This window comes from Citrobacter sp. EC_71 (assembly GCF_019584005.1).
GTDB lineage: Bacteria > Pseudomonadota > Gammaproteobacteria > Enterobacterales > Enterobacteriaceae > Citrobacter > Citrobacter werkmanii.
Window position 1 is genome coordinate 132,663 of the sequence record NZ_VDAY01000013.1, and the last position, 17,343, is coordinate 150,005.

18 protein-coding genes are annotated in these 17,343 nt (G+C 51.1%); 10 read left to right on the plus strand and 8 right to left on the minus strand.

Features of this window, described 5'->3' with window-relative positions; translation table 11 throughout:
- Positions 1 to 24: 24 nt before the first annotated feature.
- From FHD02_RS15525 to FHD02_RS15535, 3 genes are all read right to left on the minus strand, one after another.
- Positions 25 to 681, minus strand: a complete 657-nt coding sequence (locus FHD02_RS15525; RefSeq protein WP_249935539.1) for a molecular chaperone — start codon at positions 679 to 681, stop codon at positions 25 to 27.
- Positions 682 to 809: 128 nt separating this feature from the next.
- Entirely contained in the window at positions 810 to 1,379 is a 570-nt protein-coding gene (locus tag FHD02_RS15530) for a fimbrial protein (RefSeq protein ID WP_137360720.1), read from the minus strand.
- A gap of 310 nt (positions 1,380 to 1,689) precedes the next feature.
- A complete protein-coding gene (locus FHD02_RS15535) occupies positions 1,690 to 2,448 on the minus strand; it encodes a M48 family metallopeptidase (protein WP_137360719.1) in 759 nt (252 codons plus the stop codon).
- A gap of 279 nt (positions 2,449 to 2,727) precedes the next feature.
- On the opposite strand from FHD02_RS15535, the gene tkt reads away from it, so the two are divergent.
- The 7 genes from tkt to FHD02_RS15570 all read left to right on the plus strand — a co-directional run bounded on the left by tkt (position 2,728) and on the right by FHD02_RS15570 (position 10,381).
- On the plus strand, positions 2,728 to 4,719 hold the full coding sequence (gene tkt, locus FHD02_RS15540) for a transketolase (RefSeq protein WP_137360718.1): 1,992 nt from the start codon (positions 2,728 to 2,730) through the stop codon (positions 4,717 to 4,719).
- A 312-nt stretch (positions 4,720 to 5,031) separates the two neighbouring features.
- Entirely contained in the window at positions 5,032 to 5,475 is a 444-nt protein-coding gene (gene cmtB, locus FHD02_RS15545; RefSeq protein ID WP_042310928.1) for a PTS mannitol transporter subunit IIA, read from the plus strand.
- A 27-nt stretch (positions 5,476 to 5,502) separates the two neighbouring features.
- Positions 5,503 to 6,882: a PTS mannitol transporter subunit IICB gene (locus FHD02_RS15550; protein WP_137360717.1), complete on the plus strand. Its 1,380-nt coding sequence runs from the start codon at positions 5,503 to 5,505 to the stop codon at positions 6,880 to 6,882.
- A 21-nt stretch (positions 6,883 to 6,903) separates the two neighbouring features.
- Positions 6,904 to 8,181 (plus strand): zinc-binding dehydrogenase, encoded by a 1,278-nt coding sequence (locus FHD02_RS15555; protein WP_137371095.1) that lies wholly within the window; start codon positions 6,904 to 6,906, stop codon positions 8,179 to 8,181.
- Entirely contained in the window at positions 8,178 to 9,149 is a 972-nt protein-coding gene (glpX, locus tag FHD02_RS15560; RefSeq protein ID WP_137360716.1) for a class II fructose-bisphosphatase, read from the plus strand. The genes FHD02_RS15555 and glpX overlap by 4 nt, the downstream gene beginning before the upstream one ends.
- 15 nt (positions 9,150 to 9,164) lie before the next feature.
- Entirely contained in the window at positions 9,165 to 9,674 is a 510-nt protein-coding gene (locus tag FHD02_RS15565; RefSeq protein WP_038633553.1) for an MltR family transcriptional regulator, read from the plus strand.
- Complete coding sequence (locus FHD02_RS15570) at positions 9,671 to 10,381, plus strand: nucleoside/nucleotide kinase family protein (protein ID WP_137371096.1); 711 nt, start codon at positions 9,671 to 9,673, stop codon at positions 10,379 to 10,381. The genes FHD02_RS15565 and FHD02_RS15570 overlap by 4 nt, the downstream gene beginning before the upstream one ends.
- Here FHD02_RS15570 and FHD02_RS15575 read toward each other — a convergent pair.
- Genes FHD02_RS15575 through FHD02_RS15595 form a run of 5 tightly spaced genes read right to left on the minus strand, consistent with a single transcriptional unit; the run spans position 10,338 to position 13,416 of the window.
- A complete protein-coding gene (locus tag FHD02_RS15575; RefSeq protein ID WP_061382431.1) occupies positions 10,338 to 11,021 on the minus strand; it encodes an ABC transporter ATP-binding protein in 684 nt (227 codons plus the stop codon). The two genes, FHD02_RS15570 and FHD02_RS15575, sit on opposite strands and share 44 nt — an antisense overlap.
- Positions 11,015 to 11,692, minus strand: coding sequence for an ABC transporter ATP-binding protein (locus FHD02_RS15580; protein WP_137371097.1), 678 nt, complete (start codon positions 11,690 to 11,692; stop codon positions 11,015 to 11,017). Before FHD02_RS15580 ends, FHD02_RS15575 begins: the two co-directional genes overlap by 7 nt.
- A complete protein-coding gene (locus FHD02_RS15585; protein ID WP_137371098.1) occupies positions 11,680 to 12,387 on the minus strand; it encodes an energy-coupling factor transporter transmembrane component T in 708 nt (235 codons plus the stop codon). Before FHD02_RS15585 ends, FHD02_RS15580 begins: the two co-directional genes overlap by 13 nt.
- The gene (locus FHD02_RS15590; RefSeq protein ID WP_137371099.1) at positions 12,388 to 12,966 is read right to left on the minus strand and encodes an ECF transporter S component; all 579 of its coding nucleotides are present in this window, start codon (positions 12,964 to 12,966) and stop codon (positions 12,388 to 12,390) included.
- 24 nt (positions 12,967 to 12,990) lie between these two features.
- Positions 12,991 to 13,416 (minus strand): PPC domain-containing DNA-binding protein, encoded by a 426-nt coding sequence (locus FHD02_RS15595; RefSeq protein ID WP_137371100.1) that lies wholly within the window; start codon positions 13,414 to 13,416, stop codon positions 12,991 to 12,993.
- A 374-nt stretch (positions 13,417 to 13,790) separates the two neighbouring features.
- Between FHD02_RS15595 and epd the strand changes: the two genes are divergently transcribed.
- The 3 genes from epd (at position 13,791) to fbaA (ending at position 17,190) form a co-directional block, all read left to right on the plus strand.
- A complete protein-coding gene (epd, locus tag FHD02_RS15600) occupies positions 13,791 to 14,819 on the plus strand; it encodes an erythrose-4-phosphate dehydrogenase (protein ID WP_038633548.1) in 1,029 nt (342 codons plus the stop codon).
- A gap of 39 nt (positions 14,820 to 14,858) precedes the next feature.
- Positions 14,859 to 16,022 carry a phosphoglycerate kinase gene (gene pgk / locus FHD02_RS15605; protein ID WP_137360710.1) on the plus strand — a complete coding sequence of 388 codons (1,164 nt, stop codon included), beginning with the start codon at positions 14,859 to 14,861 and terminating at the stop codon, positions 16,020 to 16,022.
- Between the two features lie 88 nt (positions 16,023 to 16,110).
- A complete protein-coding gene (gene fbaA / locus FHD02_RS15610; RefSeq protein WP_038633542.1) occupies positions 16,111 to 17,190 on the plus strand; it encodes a class II fructose-bisphosphate aldolase in 1,080 nt (359 codons plus the stop codon).
- Positions 17,191 to 17,343: the final 153 nt, after the last annotated feature.

Consider the following 17,343-nt stretch of genomic DNA (forward strand, 5'->3'; position numbering starts at 1 on the left):
TAACCATCCTGGTTTTGAACTATATTAGAACGTATATGTTTTTTTTATGTATGCGCCGAGATCAGTTATGTAGTTATATTTAAAAAAACCATTACCACTAATAGAAACTACTTGTGGAAAATGATAGGTCAGGGTGCTGTAGGGAAGGATCATTTTTCCGTCAATTTCTATGTCTCTACCTTGACCATCTGTCAGCCATACATTGGTCATGCTGACATGGTAGGGGGAGTTATTTGTACCGATGACATCATAACCTTTTGCTACTTTTCTTAATTCCCAGTGCAATTTATCCGCAGCTTCTTGAGGATTACCTTTGAGATTGGCTGGTCGATAAAAGAATTTAATCATTGTCCGAAAAGCCATCTTTAACTGGTTTTTACTGACCTCTTCCTGTTCGTCAGGGGGAATATCGAGTACGTTCAGCCATAACAGTGACTCCCTGTCTTGCGGATATTTACTCACAGCCTCTTTAGTTTGAAAAATACGGAATATTTTTCCCTTTTGCGCATTGATTCGTGAGGCGGGAGGATTAATGAAGAAAGGTAATGTCTCTTTCTCCATACCGTCGGTTTTATCCGTGCTGGAAAGCCAAACCTGGACGAGTTCTGGTGTTTTTCCCAAGTTATTAATTCGAACGGTTTGCTCTTTTTCCGCTGCGTTAAATGCGACACGGGTTGTCATTATTTGTATCGTGGCGTCAGCGCTGCTTAGCCAGGAAAAGATACATAAAGGAATAATTTTCAACAAGTTATTGCGCATCTTTTTAACCCTAAAGCAGAGATGACGGGATGGCGATCCCGTCATATTTATTATTGATATTTAATGGAGTACACAACTTCTGAGTTAACAACACCTGCAGTTGACGCACCACCTGTTGCGACATATTGTGCCCAGTAATCAAAACGGGCCGTATTTCCTGAGATCGTTGCAGTTTTTGCGGAATTATTCGCAGTTGTCAGGTTCAGAATTGATTTATCGGAATCCAGCAGACCGACTTGTACTTTATCTGCGCCACCGCTTTCTTTTGCGGTACTGTTTTTCAGGTTACCCGTAGTTGTGTCAAGGTATGTGCTTTGTGCCAGTTCAAAATAAACGCTTGCAACTTTACCATCTGTACAGTTGGCGCCGCTGAGCGTAATATGAAATGGTGTATCTCCCGCGCGCATTCCGTCAGTATCCAGCGCAGTGACACTGACAGACGGTAATGTTACGGTAAAATCAGGAGTAGTTGATTCTCCAGATGTGGCATCACCACCGGTAATTTCACAGGTTGCATCGCTAATCTTACCTGTAAAAGTAATGGTTCCATCCTCTGCCGCAGCAACATTGCCAGCGCTGATCAAGACAGCCAGCAGTGAGGCTTTGCAAATATTGTTCATGGTAATTATTCCTTTCCTTGCTGTTCTAAAGTGTCCGTGTGTAACTAAATATTACAATCACAATAGACATTATATAAAAGGAAAGGGTATTTAGGATATTAATTTATGCTAAATGAGGTTTTAGTTTTTCTTTAAATATATGTATTAGATATTTTATTTGAATTTGAAATGTTCATTCACTAGGTATTTTTGTGATGTATTTTATTATTATTGTGGCTGTTTTTTTTGAAAATTGGTACTTGGTGAATGAAATATTGAGGGTATCCTTATCTGCCGGATGATATTAGCTCATCCGGCTTTGATACTGTGGTTACTTAATTCCATCCGCGCTCATGCGATCGCGAATATGCTGCGCACGTTCTGCGGATGCCGGGTGATCGTCAAACATGGAGCTTTGACGTCCGGCTTCCAGTTTTGCCAGTTTCTCAAAGCTGGTTGCCAGACCTGACGGATTGATCCCGCGTTTGCGCAACAAATCATACGAGTAATCATCCGCTTCGGATTCCTGACGCTGGGAGAACTGCGAGTTCACCAGTTTCTCGCCAAGATCGCCCAATTGCGACTGCGACAGGCTGCCGACAATGCCGCCAGCGGAGGCCGCCGCTGCACGCACGGCGTTCGTGCCCAGCGCAACCTGCATGCCTTTTTTCACGTGACCCAACGCGACGTGGCCCATTTCGTGGCCGATCACCGCTTCGACTTCGTTATCCGTCATCATATCCATCAGGCCGCTGTATACCCGGATACAGCCGTTCGCCATGGCAAAGGCATTCACGTCTTTCGCCATATAGACTTTGTAGTTCACCGGCTGGCCGTTAATGTTATCGCCAAGCGCGGAGGCAATTTTGCCAAGACGCGTTGCATACTCGCTGCCAGCCGGGGCGATGGTAGCTTTGCTGTCCATATCCTTACAGGCCTGATCGCTCAGCGCTTTCACCTGAGCATCGCTCAGGCTGTAGGCCTGAAAAGCCTCTGCGCCAGAGGAAAGCAGTCCGTTTGAGTCCATGTTCTGGCAGCCGGTCAATGCCGTCGCCATGCTCGTAGCAAGCAGTAAAGCGCGAATTTTCATTTTTTCTCTTCCGCACAAAGTCAGGATTATTCTAAAAAATGCGTCGTTTGCAGGTAAACCGACGCTCGGCATAAGTATAAAGAAAAGAACAATAAGCGGGCGAGAAGATTGCGCAACATGCGTGCATGATCCAGAGATTTCTGAAGCGGTAAAAGGATGCTCCATGTACATGACACGCGGCTTGGGTTACATTGTTGGCACTTTTTTCCGGCGTAGCCCAAAACGCGCTGTCGTCAAGTCGTTTAGGGCGTGGCCTTCATTATCCGATCTGGAGTCAAAATGTCCTCACGTAAAGAGCTTGCCAATGCTATTCGTGCGCTGAGCATGGACGCAGTACAGAAAGCCAAATCCGGTCACCCGGGTGCCCCGATGGGTATGGCTGACATTGCCGAAGTCCTGTGGCGTGATTTCCTGAACCACAACCCGACTAACCCGTCCTGGGCTGACCGTGACCGCTTCGTGCTGTCTAACGGCCACGGCTCCATGCTGATTTATAGCCTGCTGCACCTCACCGGTTATGACCTGCCGATGTCCGAGCTGCAGAACTTCCGTCAGTTGCATTCCAAAACCCCGGGTCACCCGGAAGTGGGTTACACTGCGGGTGTTGAAACCACGACCGGTCCTCTGGGTCAGGGTATTGCGAACGCAGTCGGTATGGCTATCGCTGAAAAAACGCTGGCGGCGCAGTTTAACCGCCCAGGTCACGACATCGTTGACCACTTCACCTACGCTTTCATGGGCGACGGCTGCATGATGGAAGGTATCTCTCACGAGGTATGTTCTCTGGCCGGTACGCTGAAGCTGGGCAAACTGGTTGCGTTCTACGATGACAACGGCATCTCTATCGATGGTCACGTTGAAGGCTGGTTCACCGATGACACCGCTAAGCGTTTCGAAGCTTACGGCTGGCACGTGGTTCGTGGCGTTGATGGTCACGATGCTGACGCCATTAAACGCGCAGTTGAAGAAGCGCGCGCAGTGACCGACAAACCGTCTCTGCTGATGTGCAAAACTATTATCGGTTTCGGTTCTCCGAACAAAGCGGGTACTCACGACTCTCACGGTGCGCCGTTGGGCGATGCTGAAATCGCACTGACCCGTGAACAGCTGGGCTGGAAATACGCGCCGTTCGAAATCCCGTCTGAAATCTATGCTCAGTGGGATGCGAAAGAAGCAGGCCAGGCAAAAGAAGCTGCGTGGAACGAGAAGTTCGCTGCATATGCGAAAGCCTTCCCGCAGGAAGCGGCTGAGTTCACCCGTCGTATGAAAGGTGACATGCCGGCTGATTTCGACGCGAAAGCGAACGAGTTCATTGCTAAGCTGCAGGCGAACCCATCCAAGATCGCCAGCCGTAAAGCGTCTCAGAACGCGATTGAAGCATTCGGTCCTCTGCTGCCGGAATTCCTTGGCGGCTCTGCTGACCTGGCACCTTCTAACCTGACTCTGTGGTCTGGTTCTAAAGCGATCAACGAAGATACCGCTGGTAACTACATCCATTACGGTGTGCGTGAATTCGGTATGACCGCTATCGCTAACGGTATCTCCCTGCACGGTGGTTTCCTGCCGTACACCTCTACCTTCCTGATGTTCGTAGAATATGCCCGTAACGCGGTGCGTATGGCTGCGCTGATGAAACAGCGTCAGGTGATGGTCTACACCCACGACTCCATCGGTCTGGGCGAAGACGGCCCGACTCACCAGCCGGTAGAGCAGGTGGCTTCTTTGCGCGTGACGCCGAACATGAGCACATGGCGTCCGTGTGACCAGGTTGAATCCGCCGTGGCGTGGAAATACGGTGTTGAGCGTCAGGACGGCCCGACCGCCCTGATCCTCTCCCGTCAGAACCTGGCACAGCAGGAACGTACCGAAGAGCAGCTGGCGAACATCGCTCGCGGCGGCTACGTGCTGAAAGATTGCGCTGGTCAGCCAGAACTGATCTTCATCGCGACTGGTTCTGAAGTTGAGCTGGCTGTGGCTGCGTGGGACAAACTGACTGCTGAAGGCGTGAAGGCGCGCGTGGTTTCCATGCCGTCCACCGACGCATTCGACAAGCAGGATGCCGCTTACCGTGAGTCCGTACTGCCGAAAGCTGTCTCTGCACGTGTTGCCGTGGAAGCGGGTATCGCTGACTACTGGTTCAAATACGTGGGTCTGAACGGCGCTATCGTTGGTATGACTACCTTCGGTGAATCTGCTCCGGCAGAGCTGCTGTTCGAAGAGTTCGGCTTCACCGTCGACAACGTTGTCGCGAAAGCAAAAGAACTGCTGTAATTACGGTTACAGATGAAAACGGGTCGCTTAGGCGGCCCGTTTTTTTAGCAATAATATGTTTATTTATTCGCAATGATTAATTGTAGATCTTTATCACAAATATGACATTTAGTGATGTTGTGAATATGCAGCTCAGATCACATAATTGCTGTTGCTTTTTATTTATCTATAAATAACTTTTTGTTTTTAAAGGATTTATAAAAATACAGTTTACGCTGCATGGCTTTTCTCCCTCGATTGATTTCGCTTTGCCGCACGAGTATTTTATTTTTAACGCTAACTCGTACCCTAAAAATAAAATAAGGAAAATGTATGCGGCTAATTGATTACTTTCCAGAGTCATCTATCTCAATAAAAAATTCAGCAAGGAACTGGCAGGAGGCAATAGATTTTTCTATGTCATCCTTGCTGGCTAACCATTATGTTAATTCAGATTATGTTCAGGCCATTAAGGATTCAACAATCAGCAATGGTCCTTATTATATTTTGGCTCCTGGCGTTGCGATGCCGCACGCTCGACCAGAATGTGGTGCGTTAAAAACCGGGATGTCATTAACGCTTCTCAAACAGGAAGTAAAGTTTGCCGATGATGACGACGGTATAAAATTATTAATCGGGTTATCGGCAGCGAATGCCGATTCACACATTGGCGCTATCCAGGCCTTAAGCGAATTATTGTGTGAAGAGGAAGCATTAACCGCTTTATTAACGGCTAAATCAGAAAAACAACTGGCGGATATTATCGCCCACGCATAATTCACAGCATCCTTTCAGGACATTATTATGGAAAACAAGTCTGCTCGTGCCAAAGTCCAGGCTTTTGGTGGGTTTTTGACTGCGATGGTCATTCCCAACATCGGCGCTTTTATTGCCTGGGGTTTTATAACTGCATTGTTTATTCCTACCGGTTGGATGCCGAACGAGCATTTCGCCAAAATTGTCGGTCCGATGATTACCTATTTACTACCCGTCATGATTGGCTCCACAGGGGGACATTTGGTGGGAGGGAAACGTGGCGCAGTAATGGGTGGGATTGGTTCTATCGGCGTGATTGTGGGCGCGGATATTCCGATGTTCCTTGGCGCTATGGTGATGGGGCCGCTTGGCGGCTGGGTGATTAAGCATATCGATCGTCTGCTGGAAAAACGCATTCCTGCAGGTTTCGAGATGGTTATCAATAACTTCTCCCTTGGTATTGCGGGAATGCTCTTATGCTTGCTGGGGTTTGAAGTCATTGGCCCGGCGGTTCTCGTGGCTAACAATTTTGTGAAGGAGTGTATTGAAGCGTTGGTTCATGCGGGGTATTTGCCGCTGCTATCCGTGATTAACGAGCCTGCGAAAATCCTCTTTCTGAACAATGCCATCGATCAGGGCGTGTATTATCCGCTCGGCATGCAACAAGCTTCAGAAACGGGAAAATCGATATTTTTCATGGTGGCCTCCAACCCAGGGCCGGGATTGGGTTTGCTACTTGGCTTTGCCATCTTTGGTAAAGGGATGAGTAAGAAATCTGCGCCAGGGGCCATGATTATCCACTTCCTGGGGGGTATTCATGAACTGTATTTCCCCTATGTTCTGATGAAACCCCTGACCTTGATTGCCATGATCGCTGGGGGAATGACCGGGACGTGGATATTCCATCTGCTGGACGGTGGGTTGGTTGCGGGACCTAGTCCAGGATCAATATTCGCTTACCTGGCATTAACGCCAAAAGGTTCTTTCCTCGCGACTATTGCAGGCGTCACAGCGGGAACGATTGTCACCTTTGTTATCACTTCTTTAATCCTGAAAATGGAAAAGAATGTCGCAACAGAAAATGAAGATGACTTCGCTGAATCTGCCAGAACCGTCAAGGCAATGAAGCAGGAAGGTAAATTCTCTTATAAAAATATAAAGCGTGTCGCTTTTGTCTGTGATGCTGGAATGGGTTCCAGCGCTATGGGAGCCACCACATTCCGCAAGCGTCTGGAAAAAGCGGGATTGAATATTAATGTGGCGCATTATGCCATCGAAAACGTTCCACAAGATGCCGATATTATTGTCACCCATGCCAGTCTTGAAGGTCGTGTTAAACGCGTAAGTGAAAAACCATTAGTGCTGATTAAGAACTATATTGGTGACCCGCTACTGGATGATTTATTTAAACGCATCACTGCGAACTAACCTTCTTTTTTTGGAGTGAATATGAAAACGAAAGTCGCTGCCATATATGGCAAGCAGGATATTCGTATCCGTGAATTTGAACTTCCTGCAATTACAGATAATGAATTACTAGTAAGTGTAATCTCAGATAGCGTTTGTTTATCAACCTGGAAAGCGGCTGCTTTGGGTAGCGATCATAAACGTGTTCCGGATGACCTGGAAAATCATCCGGTTATTACCGGCCATGAGTGCGCAGGTATCATCATTGAGGTTGGGAAAAACCTGACGGAAAAATATAAAAAAGGCCAGCGTTTTGTTTTACAACCCGCGATGGGCTTGCCAAGCGGATATTCAGCGGGATACAGCTATGAATATTTTGGTGGCAATGCTACCTACATGATTATTCCTGAGGTGGCGATTAATCTGGGCTGCGTTTTACCGTACCACGGTTCTTATTTTGCCGCAGCATCCCTGGCGGAGCCGATGTGTTGCATCATTGGCGCTTATAACGCGAACTATCACACCACGCCTTACGTGTATGAGCATCGTATGGGGATTAAGCCGGGAGGCAGCATTGCGTTGCTGGCCTGCGCCGGGCCGATGGGGATTGGCGCTATAGATTATGCCATTAACGGCAATATTCAGCCGTCACGCGTGGTGGTCGTGGATATCGACGAAGCGCGACTGACGCAGGCTAAAAAACTGTTGCCGGTTGAGTTAGCGGCAGAAAAGGGGATTGAGCTTATCTATGTGAACACTACCGGCATGGATTCCCCCACAGCGATGTTGCGCGCGTTAACTGACGATGCAGGTTTTGATGATGTCTTTGTGTATGCGGCTGTGCCAGCGGTGATTGAAATGGCAGATGATCTCCTCGCGGAAGATGGTTGTCTGAACTTCTTTGCCGGCCCGACTGACAGCAACTTCAAAGTGCCGTTTAATTTTTATAACGTTCACTATAACAGCACTCACGTTGTCGGAACGTCCGGTGGTTCAACGGATGATATGAAAGAGGCTATTGCGCTCAGTGCAACCGGTCAACTACAGCCCTCGTTTATGGTAACGCATATTGGGGGGCTGGATGCCGTACCGGAGACGGTATTGAATTTGCCTGCGATCCCTGGAGGTAAGAAGCTGATTTATAACGGTGTGACGATGCCACTTACAGCCATAACGGATTTTGCTGAGAAGGGGAAAACGGACCCACTTTTCAAAGAGCTGGCAAGGCTGGTGGAAAAAACGCACGGTATCTGGAATGAAGAAGCGGAAAAATACCTGTTGGCGCAATTTGGCGTGGATATTGGGGAGGCGGCAATATGATGTCGTTGGCATGGCCGCTGTTTCGTATTACTGAGCAGGCCGCGCTGGCGGCCTGGCCGCAAACCGGGTGCGGTGATAAAAACAAGATTGATGGTCTGGCCGTGACGGCAATGCGGGAAGCATTGAACAGCGTTGCCATTCGTGGGCGAATCGTTATTGGCGAAGGAGAAATTGATCGCGCCCCGATGCTGTGGATTGGTGAGGAAGTGGGAAATGGCGCCGGACCAGAGGTGGATATTGCCGTCGATCCCATTGAAGGAACCCGAATGGTGGCGATGGGGCAAAGCAATGCGCTGGCGGTCATGGCGTTTGCCCCCCGCGGTAGTTTGTTACACGCTCCTGATATGTATATGAAAAAACTGGTTGTTAATCGGTTTGCAAAAGGGGCGATTAATCTGGCGCTGCCGTTGGCAGATAATCTGCGTAATGTGGCTGCGGCGTTGGGCAAACCGCTGGAACGACTGCGGATGGTGACGCTGGATAAACCGCGTCTTCAACTGGCGATTGCCGAGGCGACACGACTTGGCGTCAAGGTCTTTGCGCTGCCCGATGGTGATGTGGCCGCCAGCGTACTGGCCTGTATGCAAGAGAATCCCTATGATCTGATGTACACCATCGGCGGGGCACCTGAAGGCGTTATTTCAGCCTGCGCGGTTAAAGCGCTGGGGGGCGATATGCAGGCTGAGCTAATCGATTTCTGCGAAGCGAAAGGGGATAACGCCGATAATCGTCTGATTGCGACACAGGAACGTCAGCGCTGTGCCGAGATGGGCGTTGAGGTCAACCGTATCTATGCGCTCGACGAATTGGTAGGGGGAAATAAGATCCTTTTCAGCGCGACGGGGGTCACAGGCGGCGATCTTGTTAAAGGGATCCAACAGGTTGCGAATGGTGTGCGCACGCAAACTTTACTGATCGGCGGCGCGGATCGAACGTGTAATATAATAGACTCTCTGCATTCATGGTGATTTATCGAGAAACGAATGACGACGCTGACAGAAGACGATGTGCTTGAGCAACTGGATGCTCAAAATAATTTACTCTCGTTTATGACGACGGCACATAACATTTTGCTCCAGGGCATTAAGCGCTTTCTACCGTCGCTGTTCGTCAATAACGATGAAGAGATCGTGGAATATGCAGTGAAGCCGTTACTCGCCCAGAGTGGGCCGCTTGACGATATCGACGTTGCGTTACGTCTGATTTATGCGCTGGGTAAAATGGATAAGTGGCTTTATGCCGACATTACCCATTTTTCTCAGTTTTATCAGTATCTGAACGAGCAGGATAACATTCCCAGTTTTGCCGATGACATTACCTGGGATTTTGTCAGCAACGTGAACAGTATCACCCGCAACGCGACACTCTATGGTGCGCTGGAGTCGATGAAATTTGCCGACTTTGCTGCGTGGTCTGAAGTGCGCTTTAGCGCAATGGTCAAGACGGCAATGACGCTGGCAGTGACGGCGATTTTAAAGGAATTGACGCCGTGAAAATTGAACTAACGGTGAATGGGCTACAGGTTGAAGCACATTACCTTGATGATGAGATAAAGAACGTTCACAAACCCATATTACAGCAACTGGCCAAAATACATTCCACGAATCCGCAGCGACGAACGATTGTTTTTCTCAGCGCGCCGCCGGGAACGGGAAAATCGACGCTGACCACCTTCTGGGAATATCTTTCCCGTCAGGACCCCGGTCTGCCAGAGATCCAGACGCTGCCAATGGATGGCTTCCATCACTACAATAGCTGGCTGGACACCCATAATCTACGGGCATACAAAGGGGCGCCGGAAACCTTTGATGTGGAGAAGCTTGCACGGAATTTGCAGCAAATAAGAGACGGGGAAGGTGCCTGGCCGCAGTATGACCGGCAAAAGCACGACCCGGTCGAAGAATCCATACAAGTGACTGCACCGATTGTCATTGTGGAAGGAAACTGGTTATTGCGCGATGACCAAAGATGGCGGGCTTTAGCTGAATTTTGTGATTACTCGCTGTTTATTAGCGCCCCCGCCAATGCGCTTCGTACACGACTGGTAGGCCGTAAACTGGCTGGCGGACTATCGCAAGCTGACGCTGAAGCGTTTTATGAGCGTACCGACGGACCGAATGTTCGTCGGGTACTGGAGGGGAGCCGACCAGCCGACTTTATGCTGGAGATGACGGTCGATGGTGAATATCGGATTGCGTGAGATTTTTGTTGTGTAACCTTACCACTCGCGAGAAATGGCGCTGCGTAAACGCAGCGTCATGACTGATCGCCACAACGCTTGCGCCACGCGCACGGCACACCGCCAGCCAGTGCTCGAAAACACCCAGCCAGTGCGCATCAAAATCCCGGCTGGGCTCATCCAGCAGCAGAATCGCAGGTGCCAGGGCTTCCAGACTGGCGACGGCAACCATTCGGCGTTGCGCGGTATGCAGATCCAGTGGGTGTGCGTCGGCAACCTCTTCTAGCTGACATAATTGCAGTGCCGCCGCAGTGCGTTGCGCAACTTCTACTGCAGGAAGCTTTTGTAGCCGTAATCCAAAGGCCACTTCATCTCGTACCTTACTGTGGAAGATCTGATTTTCCGCCTCCTGAAACAGCACGCCGATCGCCCTGGCGCGCTCCCGGTTTTTCAGTTGCGCAATCGCACGGTTTTGCACCGTAACTGAGCCGGAAGAAGGGGAGAGCAGCCCGGCCATAATGCGCAGCAGTGTGGATTTACCGGCGCCATTATCGCCCGTCAGCGCCAGCCATTCACCTTCATGGAGTTCAAGTGAAATATTGCGCAAGCAGTCATCGGCGGCATTTGGCCAGCGCCAGGTTACCTGGTTTAGCGTTAACATAGTGGTGACAGCGCTCCGTCGCGCAGTTGCCACGCCTGCTGGCAGTGGCTGAGAAAAGGTGAATGATTGCGTTCGAAAAGCACCACTAAAGCATGCTGTTCCTGCGCCCATTGTTGCAGTCGCTCCAGCAGCATTGTCGTGGCCTGCGCGGTGAGGCGGCTGAATGCTTCATCCAGAATCAATATTTTCGGCTGCATGGCGAGCGCGCTGGCAATCACCACCCGCTGGGTTTCGCCGCCGGAAAGCGTGCCTGGATGACGATGACGCAGTGGCTGGCATTCCGTTAGCGTGAGCACCGCGTCAATGCGGCGCACAATTTCAGCCTCGGTAAGGCAAAGATTCTCGGGGCCAAACGCCACTTCCTCCTCAACGCTGAAAGTACAGCCGGAAAGCTGCAGGTAAGGTGATTGCTGCACCAACTGAATGGTGCTTGATTGCTCGACGAGCGACAGTTGCCCGATGGGGGTACCCAATAATGTTCCTGTGCCCTCAATTTCACCGGGCAGGAAATCGGGGTACCAGCCTGCCATCAGCTGCGCCAGCGTACTTTTCCCACTACCGTTATCGCCAAAAATGGCTACCATGCCAGGCTTTGCATAGTGGAAATCGAAACAGGCTGGCGGTCGCATAGCATGCGTTGGGTGATAGCGAAACTGTTCTAACGTAACCATATCCAGACTCCAGTCTCAATCACTATCAGAACCACCATGCCGTAGCGCGCCAGACGCTGTAAGGTGCTGTCCGGCGGCGCCCACAGCGTGGTACGAGTGCGATGCAGGCGAAATCCGCGCATATCCAGCGCTGCGCCGCGTACGGCCAAATCGTTGAGCGCATTATGGGTGAGCGGCACAATCAGTGCAGGCATGGCGCGTAAACGTTGATGCCAGGACTCATCCAGCGGTACACCGCGCGCCCGCTGGGCCTCATGAATAATCGCCAACTGGTGTTTGAGCTGCTCGACGACCAGCAGCGGGCCTGCAAACATATAGGCAATGCCAGGTGGTAAGCGTGAAGCAAACAGCGCGCGTATAAAGCGCGAAACCGGTACGTACTGCATCCACATCTGTGATGTCGACACAATGGCCAGGATCCGCGACCAGAGTGTGACGGCATCGGCCCAACGTTCTGGCGTGCGCGGTTGTCCGCTGAGCCATTCTGTAAGCCATCCGCCGTGAACCAGCCATAGCCCCAGACCTAAGGGAATCATCAGCCAGAGTACGTATTTTGCCCGTGGGCGCGTGGCCTTCATACACAACAGACCGATGAACGTCGCCGCGCTGTAAAGGCTGAGCGGCGCTCCGACTGGCAGCAGGAGCGTGGAGCAGGCGGCGAGCGCCCACAGGGTTAACGAGGTAAACGGATGCATTTAGCGCACAGCAGACATCGTGGGGAAGTGACGCGTGGTACGCAACGGAAGCTGGCGTAGCAGTACCCAGACGATGATCGCCGTGAGGATTTTATCGACCAGATTCGCGCCAATGACGGTGATGGCAACGGATTCCACCAGGTTCTGAACGACCGAGTACATCCAGGCGACAAAAAGATCGGCACCACTGCCGGTGACGCCGCCAAACAGGGTGGTACGAATCGGTACGGCCACGAGGGTGACGGCCAGTGTAATGATCACGCCGCTGACAACGACTTTGGGTAAGGTGCGAAACCATCCCGCCCGCGCCAGCCAACCGGCCACCAGCCCGATGACCATCGCCACAGGAGCAAAGGCGGCGGCGATGGGATCGGTCAATAATCCCCATAACAGGTTTGTGAGCAATCCGGTCAGCATTCCTACCACCGGACCTAGTAGCACTGCGCTGATTAAGGTGCCAATGGAGTCGAGAAAAATAGGTAATTTCAACATGCTGATAAGCTGTCCACCGACCATGTTGATGGCAATAGCAATGACAATCAGCACCAGAGACTGGCTGGAAAATTGGCGATGCGCCATAGAAGACCTCATTCAAATGAAACGTTAGCGGGATGAAATAACCAGTTCGTCATAACCGGAGATGGCGCAGGGTTGTCGGCTAAATGCCAGCGACGTTAGCTCGCCAATCACCAGTTCCAGCGTGGTGCGCACGGTACAGCCCGGCATCATGTGGCCGCCCAGCATCGCGCCATGCGGGTCGGCAACCGCCAGATGGAGATGCTCACCAGTGAGCTCCAGCGTGCCGTTCAGAGAGATGATTTCCCACGTGCCGGTGAGTAATGTGGTTTCCTCACGACCTGCGTAGCGCAGGGCAACGTTGGTTAGGCTTCCAGTGCAACCCGCTATCCAGGCTGCCTGCAACTGATGCTGTTGGACAAATGCGTGTAGCGCAGAAAAGAGTTCCTGACCGGGTAATAATCGCAGCGCCAAAAAGCGCGCGTCAGATGATTGGGGAGCGAATGTAGTCATAGTTGAGGGACTCCGAGACTCGGACGTAGCGCTGATAATATAGACGCGGGTTAGGGAGCTTTCTGATATAAATCAGGATTTGTGACATAGCAACGAAATAATCTTGCTACGGTTATTCGCAATTCTGGAATATGGAATAAATTTAGCGACGAAGGGCGTTAAAGTGTGATGCAAGTCAGATAACTGCGTTCTGTCGCTGGACAATCATTCCTTTTATTCCGCGTTTCGCTTATCCTAGCTGAAGCGTTTCAGTCGATTAAATGTTCGACAATTAACCAATTAGTCGCAGTTTGCGACAGGTAAGGTTTCCCTGAGCGATTTGCTGCATTACTCTGTCAGCCACATCGTTTCTGAGAAATCCTTGCAGGAGACCTATGACCGTACGCGTAGCGATTAATGGTTTCGGTCGCATCGGACGCAACGTGGTTCGTGCTTTGTATGAATCCGGGCGTCGGGCGGAAATCACCGTGGTGGCAATCAACGAACTGGCGGATGCTGCAGGCATGGCGCATTTGTTGAAATATGACACCAGCCATGGGCGTTTTGCCTGGGATGTTCGTCAGGAACGTGACCAACTCATCGTTGGTGATGACGCGATCCGCATTTTGCATGAGCGAACGCTCGACGCGCTGCCATGGCGTGAACTGGGTGTTGACGTTGTGCTGGATTGTACGGGCGTCTTCGGTAACCGCGAACACGGCGAGGCGCATATTGCCGCCGGTGCAAAAAAAGTGCTCTTTTCACATCCTGGTAGTCCCGACATCGACGCAACGGTTGTATTTGGCGTTAATCAGGATCAGCTGCGCGCTGAGCACCGAATTGTATCCAACGCCTCCTGCACCACGAATTGTATAATTCCCGTCATTAAATTGCTGGATGATGCTTACGGCATTGAGTCTGGTACCGTCACGACGATCCACTCTGCGATGCACGATCAGCAGGTGATTGATGCCTATCATCCTGACCTGCGTCGTACGCGAGCGGCCAGCCAGTCAATTATTCCGGTTGATACCAAACTGGCGGCGGGCATTACGCGAATTTTTCCGCAATTTAACGATCGTTTTGAAGCGATCGCGGTGCGTGTACCGACCATAAATGTGACGGCGATCGACTTAAGCGTGACGGTGAAAAAACCGGTAAAAGCCAGCGAAGTCAACCAGTTGCTGCAAAAAGCAGCACAAGGTGCATTTCATGGTATAGTTGACTATACGGAATTACCGTTGGTCTCTGTAGATTTTAACCATGACCCGCACAGCGCCATCGTTGATGGTACGCAAACGCGTGTGAGTGGTGCTCACCTGATCAAGACCCTGGTCTGGTGTGATAATGAATGGGGCTTTGCTAACCGTATGCTCGACACAACGTTAGCGATGGCTGCTATTGGTTTCAGGCTCGACGCTTGAGCGTCGACAAAACTTTAAGTATCAACGAGAGGATTCACCATGTCTGTAATTAAGATGACCGATCTGGATCTGGCTGGTAAACGCGTTTTTATCCGTGCCGACCTGAACGTACCAGTTAAAGAAGGGAAAGTAACCAGCGACGCGCGTATCCGTGCTTCCCTGCCGACCATCGAACTGGCCCTGAAGCAGGGTGCTAAAGTGATGGTAACTTCCCACCTGGGTCGTCCTACCGAAGGCGAGTACAACGAAGAATTCTCTCTGCTGCCGGTTGTTAACTACCTGAAAGACAAATTGTCTGCTCCGGTTCGCCTGGTAAAAGATTACCTGGACGGCGTTGAAGTCGCTGCCGGTGAGCTGGTGGTTCTGGAAAACGTTCGCTTCAACAAAGGCGAGAAGAAAGACGACGAAGCTCTGTCCAAAAAATATGCGGCGCTGTGCGACGTATTCGTGATGGACGCTTTCGGTACGGCTCACCGTGCACAGGCTTCTACCCACGGTATCGGTAAATTCGCCGATGTTGCTTGCGCAGGTCCTCTGCTGGCTGCTGAGCTGGACGCGCTGGGCAAAGCGCTGAAAGAACCGGCTCGTCCGATGGTGGCTATCGTTGGTGGCTCTAAAGTTTCTACCAAACTGACCGTTCTGGATTCCCTGTCTAAAATTGCTGACCAGCTGATCGTTGGCGGTGGTATCGCGAACACCTTCGTTGCCGCTCAAGGCCACAACGTCGGTAAATCCCTGTATGAAGCTGACCTGGTTGACGAAGCAAAACGTCTGCTGACTACTTGCGATATCCCGGTTCCGACCGACGTTCGCGTAGCGACTGAGTTCTCTGAAACTGCGCCGTCGACACTGAAATCCGTTAGCGATGTGAAAGAAGACGAGCAGATCCTGGATATCGGCGACGCTTCTGCACAGCAGCTGGCTGAAATCCTGAAGAATGCGAAAACCATTCTGTGGAACGGCCCGGTTGGCGTGTTCGAATTCCCGAACTTCCGTAAAGGTACTGAAATCGTTGCTAACGCTATCGCAGACAGCGAAGCGTTCTCCATCGCGGGCGGCGGCGATACCCTGGCAGCAATCGACCTGTTCGGCATTGCTGATAAAATCTCCTACATCTCCACTGGCGGCGGCGCATTCCTCGAATTCGTGGAAGGCAAAGTTCTGCCAGCAGTAGCGATGCTCGAAGAGCGCGCTAAAAAGTAAGCATTTAATGGGCAGGGAAACCTGCCCAATTATTAGCGCGCTTTAGAGCGCGCGCCCTTTCCAAGGCCGAAGATACAGGACTCGCAACATGTCTAAAATTTTTGATTTCGTAAAACCAGGCGTAATCACTGGTGATGACGTACAGAAAGTTTTCCAGGTAGCTAAAGAAAACAACTTTGCTCTGCCAGCTGTTAACTGCGTTGGTACCGACTCCATCAACGCCGTACTGGAAACCGCTGCAAAAGTTAAAGCGCCGGTAATCGTACAGTTCTCCAACGGTGGTGCTTCTTTCATCGCGGGTAAAGGCGTGAAGTCCGACGTGCCTCAGGGCGCTGCAATCCTGGGTGCTATCTCTGGCGCGCATCACGTTCACCAGATGGCTGAACACTACGGTGTTCCGGTTATCCTGCACACTGACCACTGCGCGAAGAAACTGCTGCCGTGGATCGACGGTCTGCTGGACGCGGGTGAAAAACACTTCGCAGCAACCGGCAAACCGCTGTTCTCTTCTCACATGATCGACCTGTCTGAAGAGTCTCTGGAAGAGAACATCGAAATCTGCTCCAAATACCTGGCGCGCATGTCCAAAATGGGCATGACTCTGGAAATCGAACTGGGTTGCACCGGTGGCGAAGAAGACGGCGTGGACAACAGCCACATGGACGCTTCTGCACTGTACACCCAGCCGGAAGACGTTGATTATGCATACACCGAGCTGAGCAAAATCAGCCCGCGTTTCACCATCGCTGCTTCCTTCGGTAACGTACACGGCGTTTACAAGCCGGGTAACGTGGTTCTGACCCCGACCATCCTGCGCGACTCTCAGGACTATGTTTCTAAGAAACATAACCTGCCGCACAACAGCCTGAACTTCGTCTTCCACGGCGGTTCCGGTTCTACTGCTCAGGAAATCAAAGACTCCGTAAGCTACGGCGTAGTGAAAATGAACATCGATACCGATACCCAATGGGCGACCTGGGAAGGTGTTCTGAACTACTACAAAGCAAACGAAGCTTACCTGCAGGGCCAGTTGGGTAACCCGAAAGGCGAAGATCAGCCGAACAAGAAATACTACGATCCGCGCGTTTGGCTGCGTGCTGGTCAGACAAGCATGATCACCCGTCTGGAACAGGCTTTCAAAGAACTGAACGCGGTTGACGTTCTGTAATTTACGCCGTTCTATGTGACATGAGGCCCGCCAATGCGGCAATACTGTTCACTTAAGCGGAGCAGTACTGCGTTTTATCGGATAGTGGGTTTTTGATATCTTGACCGCCCTCGGCCTTGATGGTCGGGGGCGTTTTGTTATAAACACCGCTTC

Bases quoted from the DNA above. Each gene is read 5' to 3' on its own strand.
- fbaA (WP_038633542.1), top strand. From the start codon at position 16,111: ATGTCTAAAATTTTTGATTTCGTAAAACCAGGCGTAATCACTGGTGAT.
- FHD02_RS15575 (WP_061382431.1), bottom strand. From the start codon at position 11,021: ATGTTAACGCTAAACCAGGTAACCTGGCGCTGGCCAAATGCCGCCGAT.
- FHD02_RS15535 (WP_137360719.1), bottom strand. From the start codon at position 2,448: ATGAAAATTCGCGCTTTACTGCTTGCTACGAGCATGGCGACGGCATTG.
- FHD02_RS15525 (WP_249935539.1), bottom strand. From the start codon at position 681: ATGACAACCCGTGTCGCATTTAACGCAGCGGAAAAAGAGCAAACCGTT.
- tkt (WP_137360718.1), top strand. From the start codon at position 2,728: ATGTCCTCACGTAAAGAGCTTGCCAATGCTATTCGTGCGCTGAGCATG.
- FHD02_RS15565 (WP_038633553.1), top strand. From the start codon at position 9,165: ATGACGACGCTGACAGAAGACGATGTGCTTGAGCAACTGGATGCTCAA.
- FHD02_RS15550 (WP_137360717.1), top strand. From the start codon at position 5,503: ATGGAAAACAAGTCTGCTCGTGCCAAAGTCCAGGCTTTTGGTGGGTTT.
- FHD02_RS15585 (WP_137371098.1), bottom strand. From the start codon at position 12,387: ATGCATCCGTTTACCTCGTTAACCCTGTGGGCGCTCGCCGCCTGCTCC.
- FHD02_RS15580 (WP_137371097.1), bottom strand. From the start codon at position 11,692: ATGGTTACGTTAGAACAGTTTCGCTATCACCCAACGCATGCTATGCGA.
- epd (WP_038633548.1), top strand. From the start codon at position 13,791: ATGACCGTACGCGTAGCGATTAATGGTTTCGGTCGCATCGGACGCAAC.
- glpX (WP_137360716.1), top strand. From the start codon at position 8,178: ATGATGTCGTTGGCATGGCCGCTGTTTCGTATTACTGAGCAGGCCGCG.
- FHD02_RS15590 (WP_137371099.1), bottom strand. From the start codon at position 12,966: ATGGCGCATCGCCAATTTTCCAGCCAGTCTCTGGTGCTGATTGTCATT.
- FHD02_RS15555 (WP_137371095.1), top strand. From the start codon at position 6,904: ATGAAAACGAAAGTCGCTGCCATATATGGCAAGCAGGATATTCGTATC.
- FHD02_RS15595 (WP_137371100.1), bottom strand. From the start codon at position 13,416: ATGACTACATTCGCTCCCCAATCATCTGACGCGCGCTTTTTGGCGCTG.
- FHD02_RS15530 (WP_137360720.1), bottom strand. From the start codon at position 1,379: ATGAACAATATTTGCAAAGCCTCACTGCTGGCTGTCTTGATCAGCGCT.
- cmtB (WP_042310928.1), top strand. From the start codon at position 5,032: ATGCGGCTAATTGATTACTTTCCAGAGTCATCTATCTCAATAAAAAAT.
- pgk (WP_137360710.1), top strand. From the start codon at position 14,859: ATGTCTGTAATTAAGATGACCGATCTGGATCTGGCTGGTAAACGCGTT.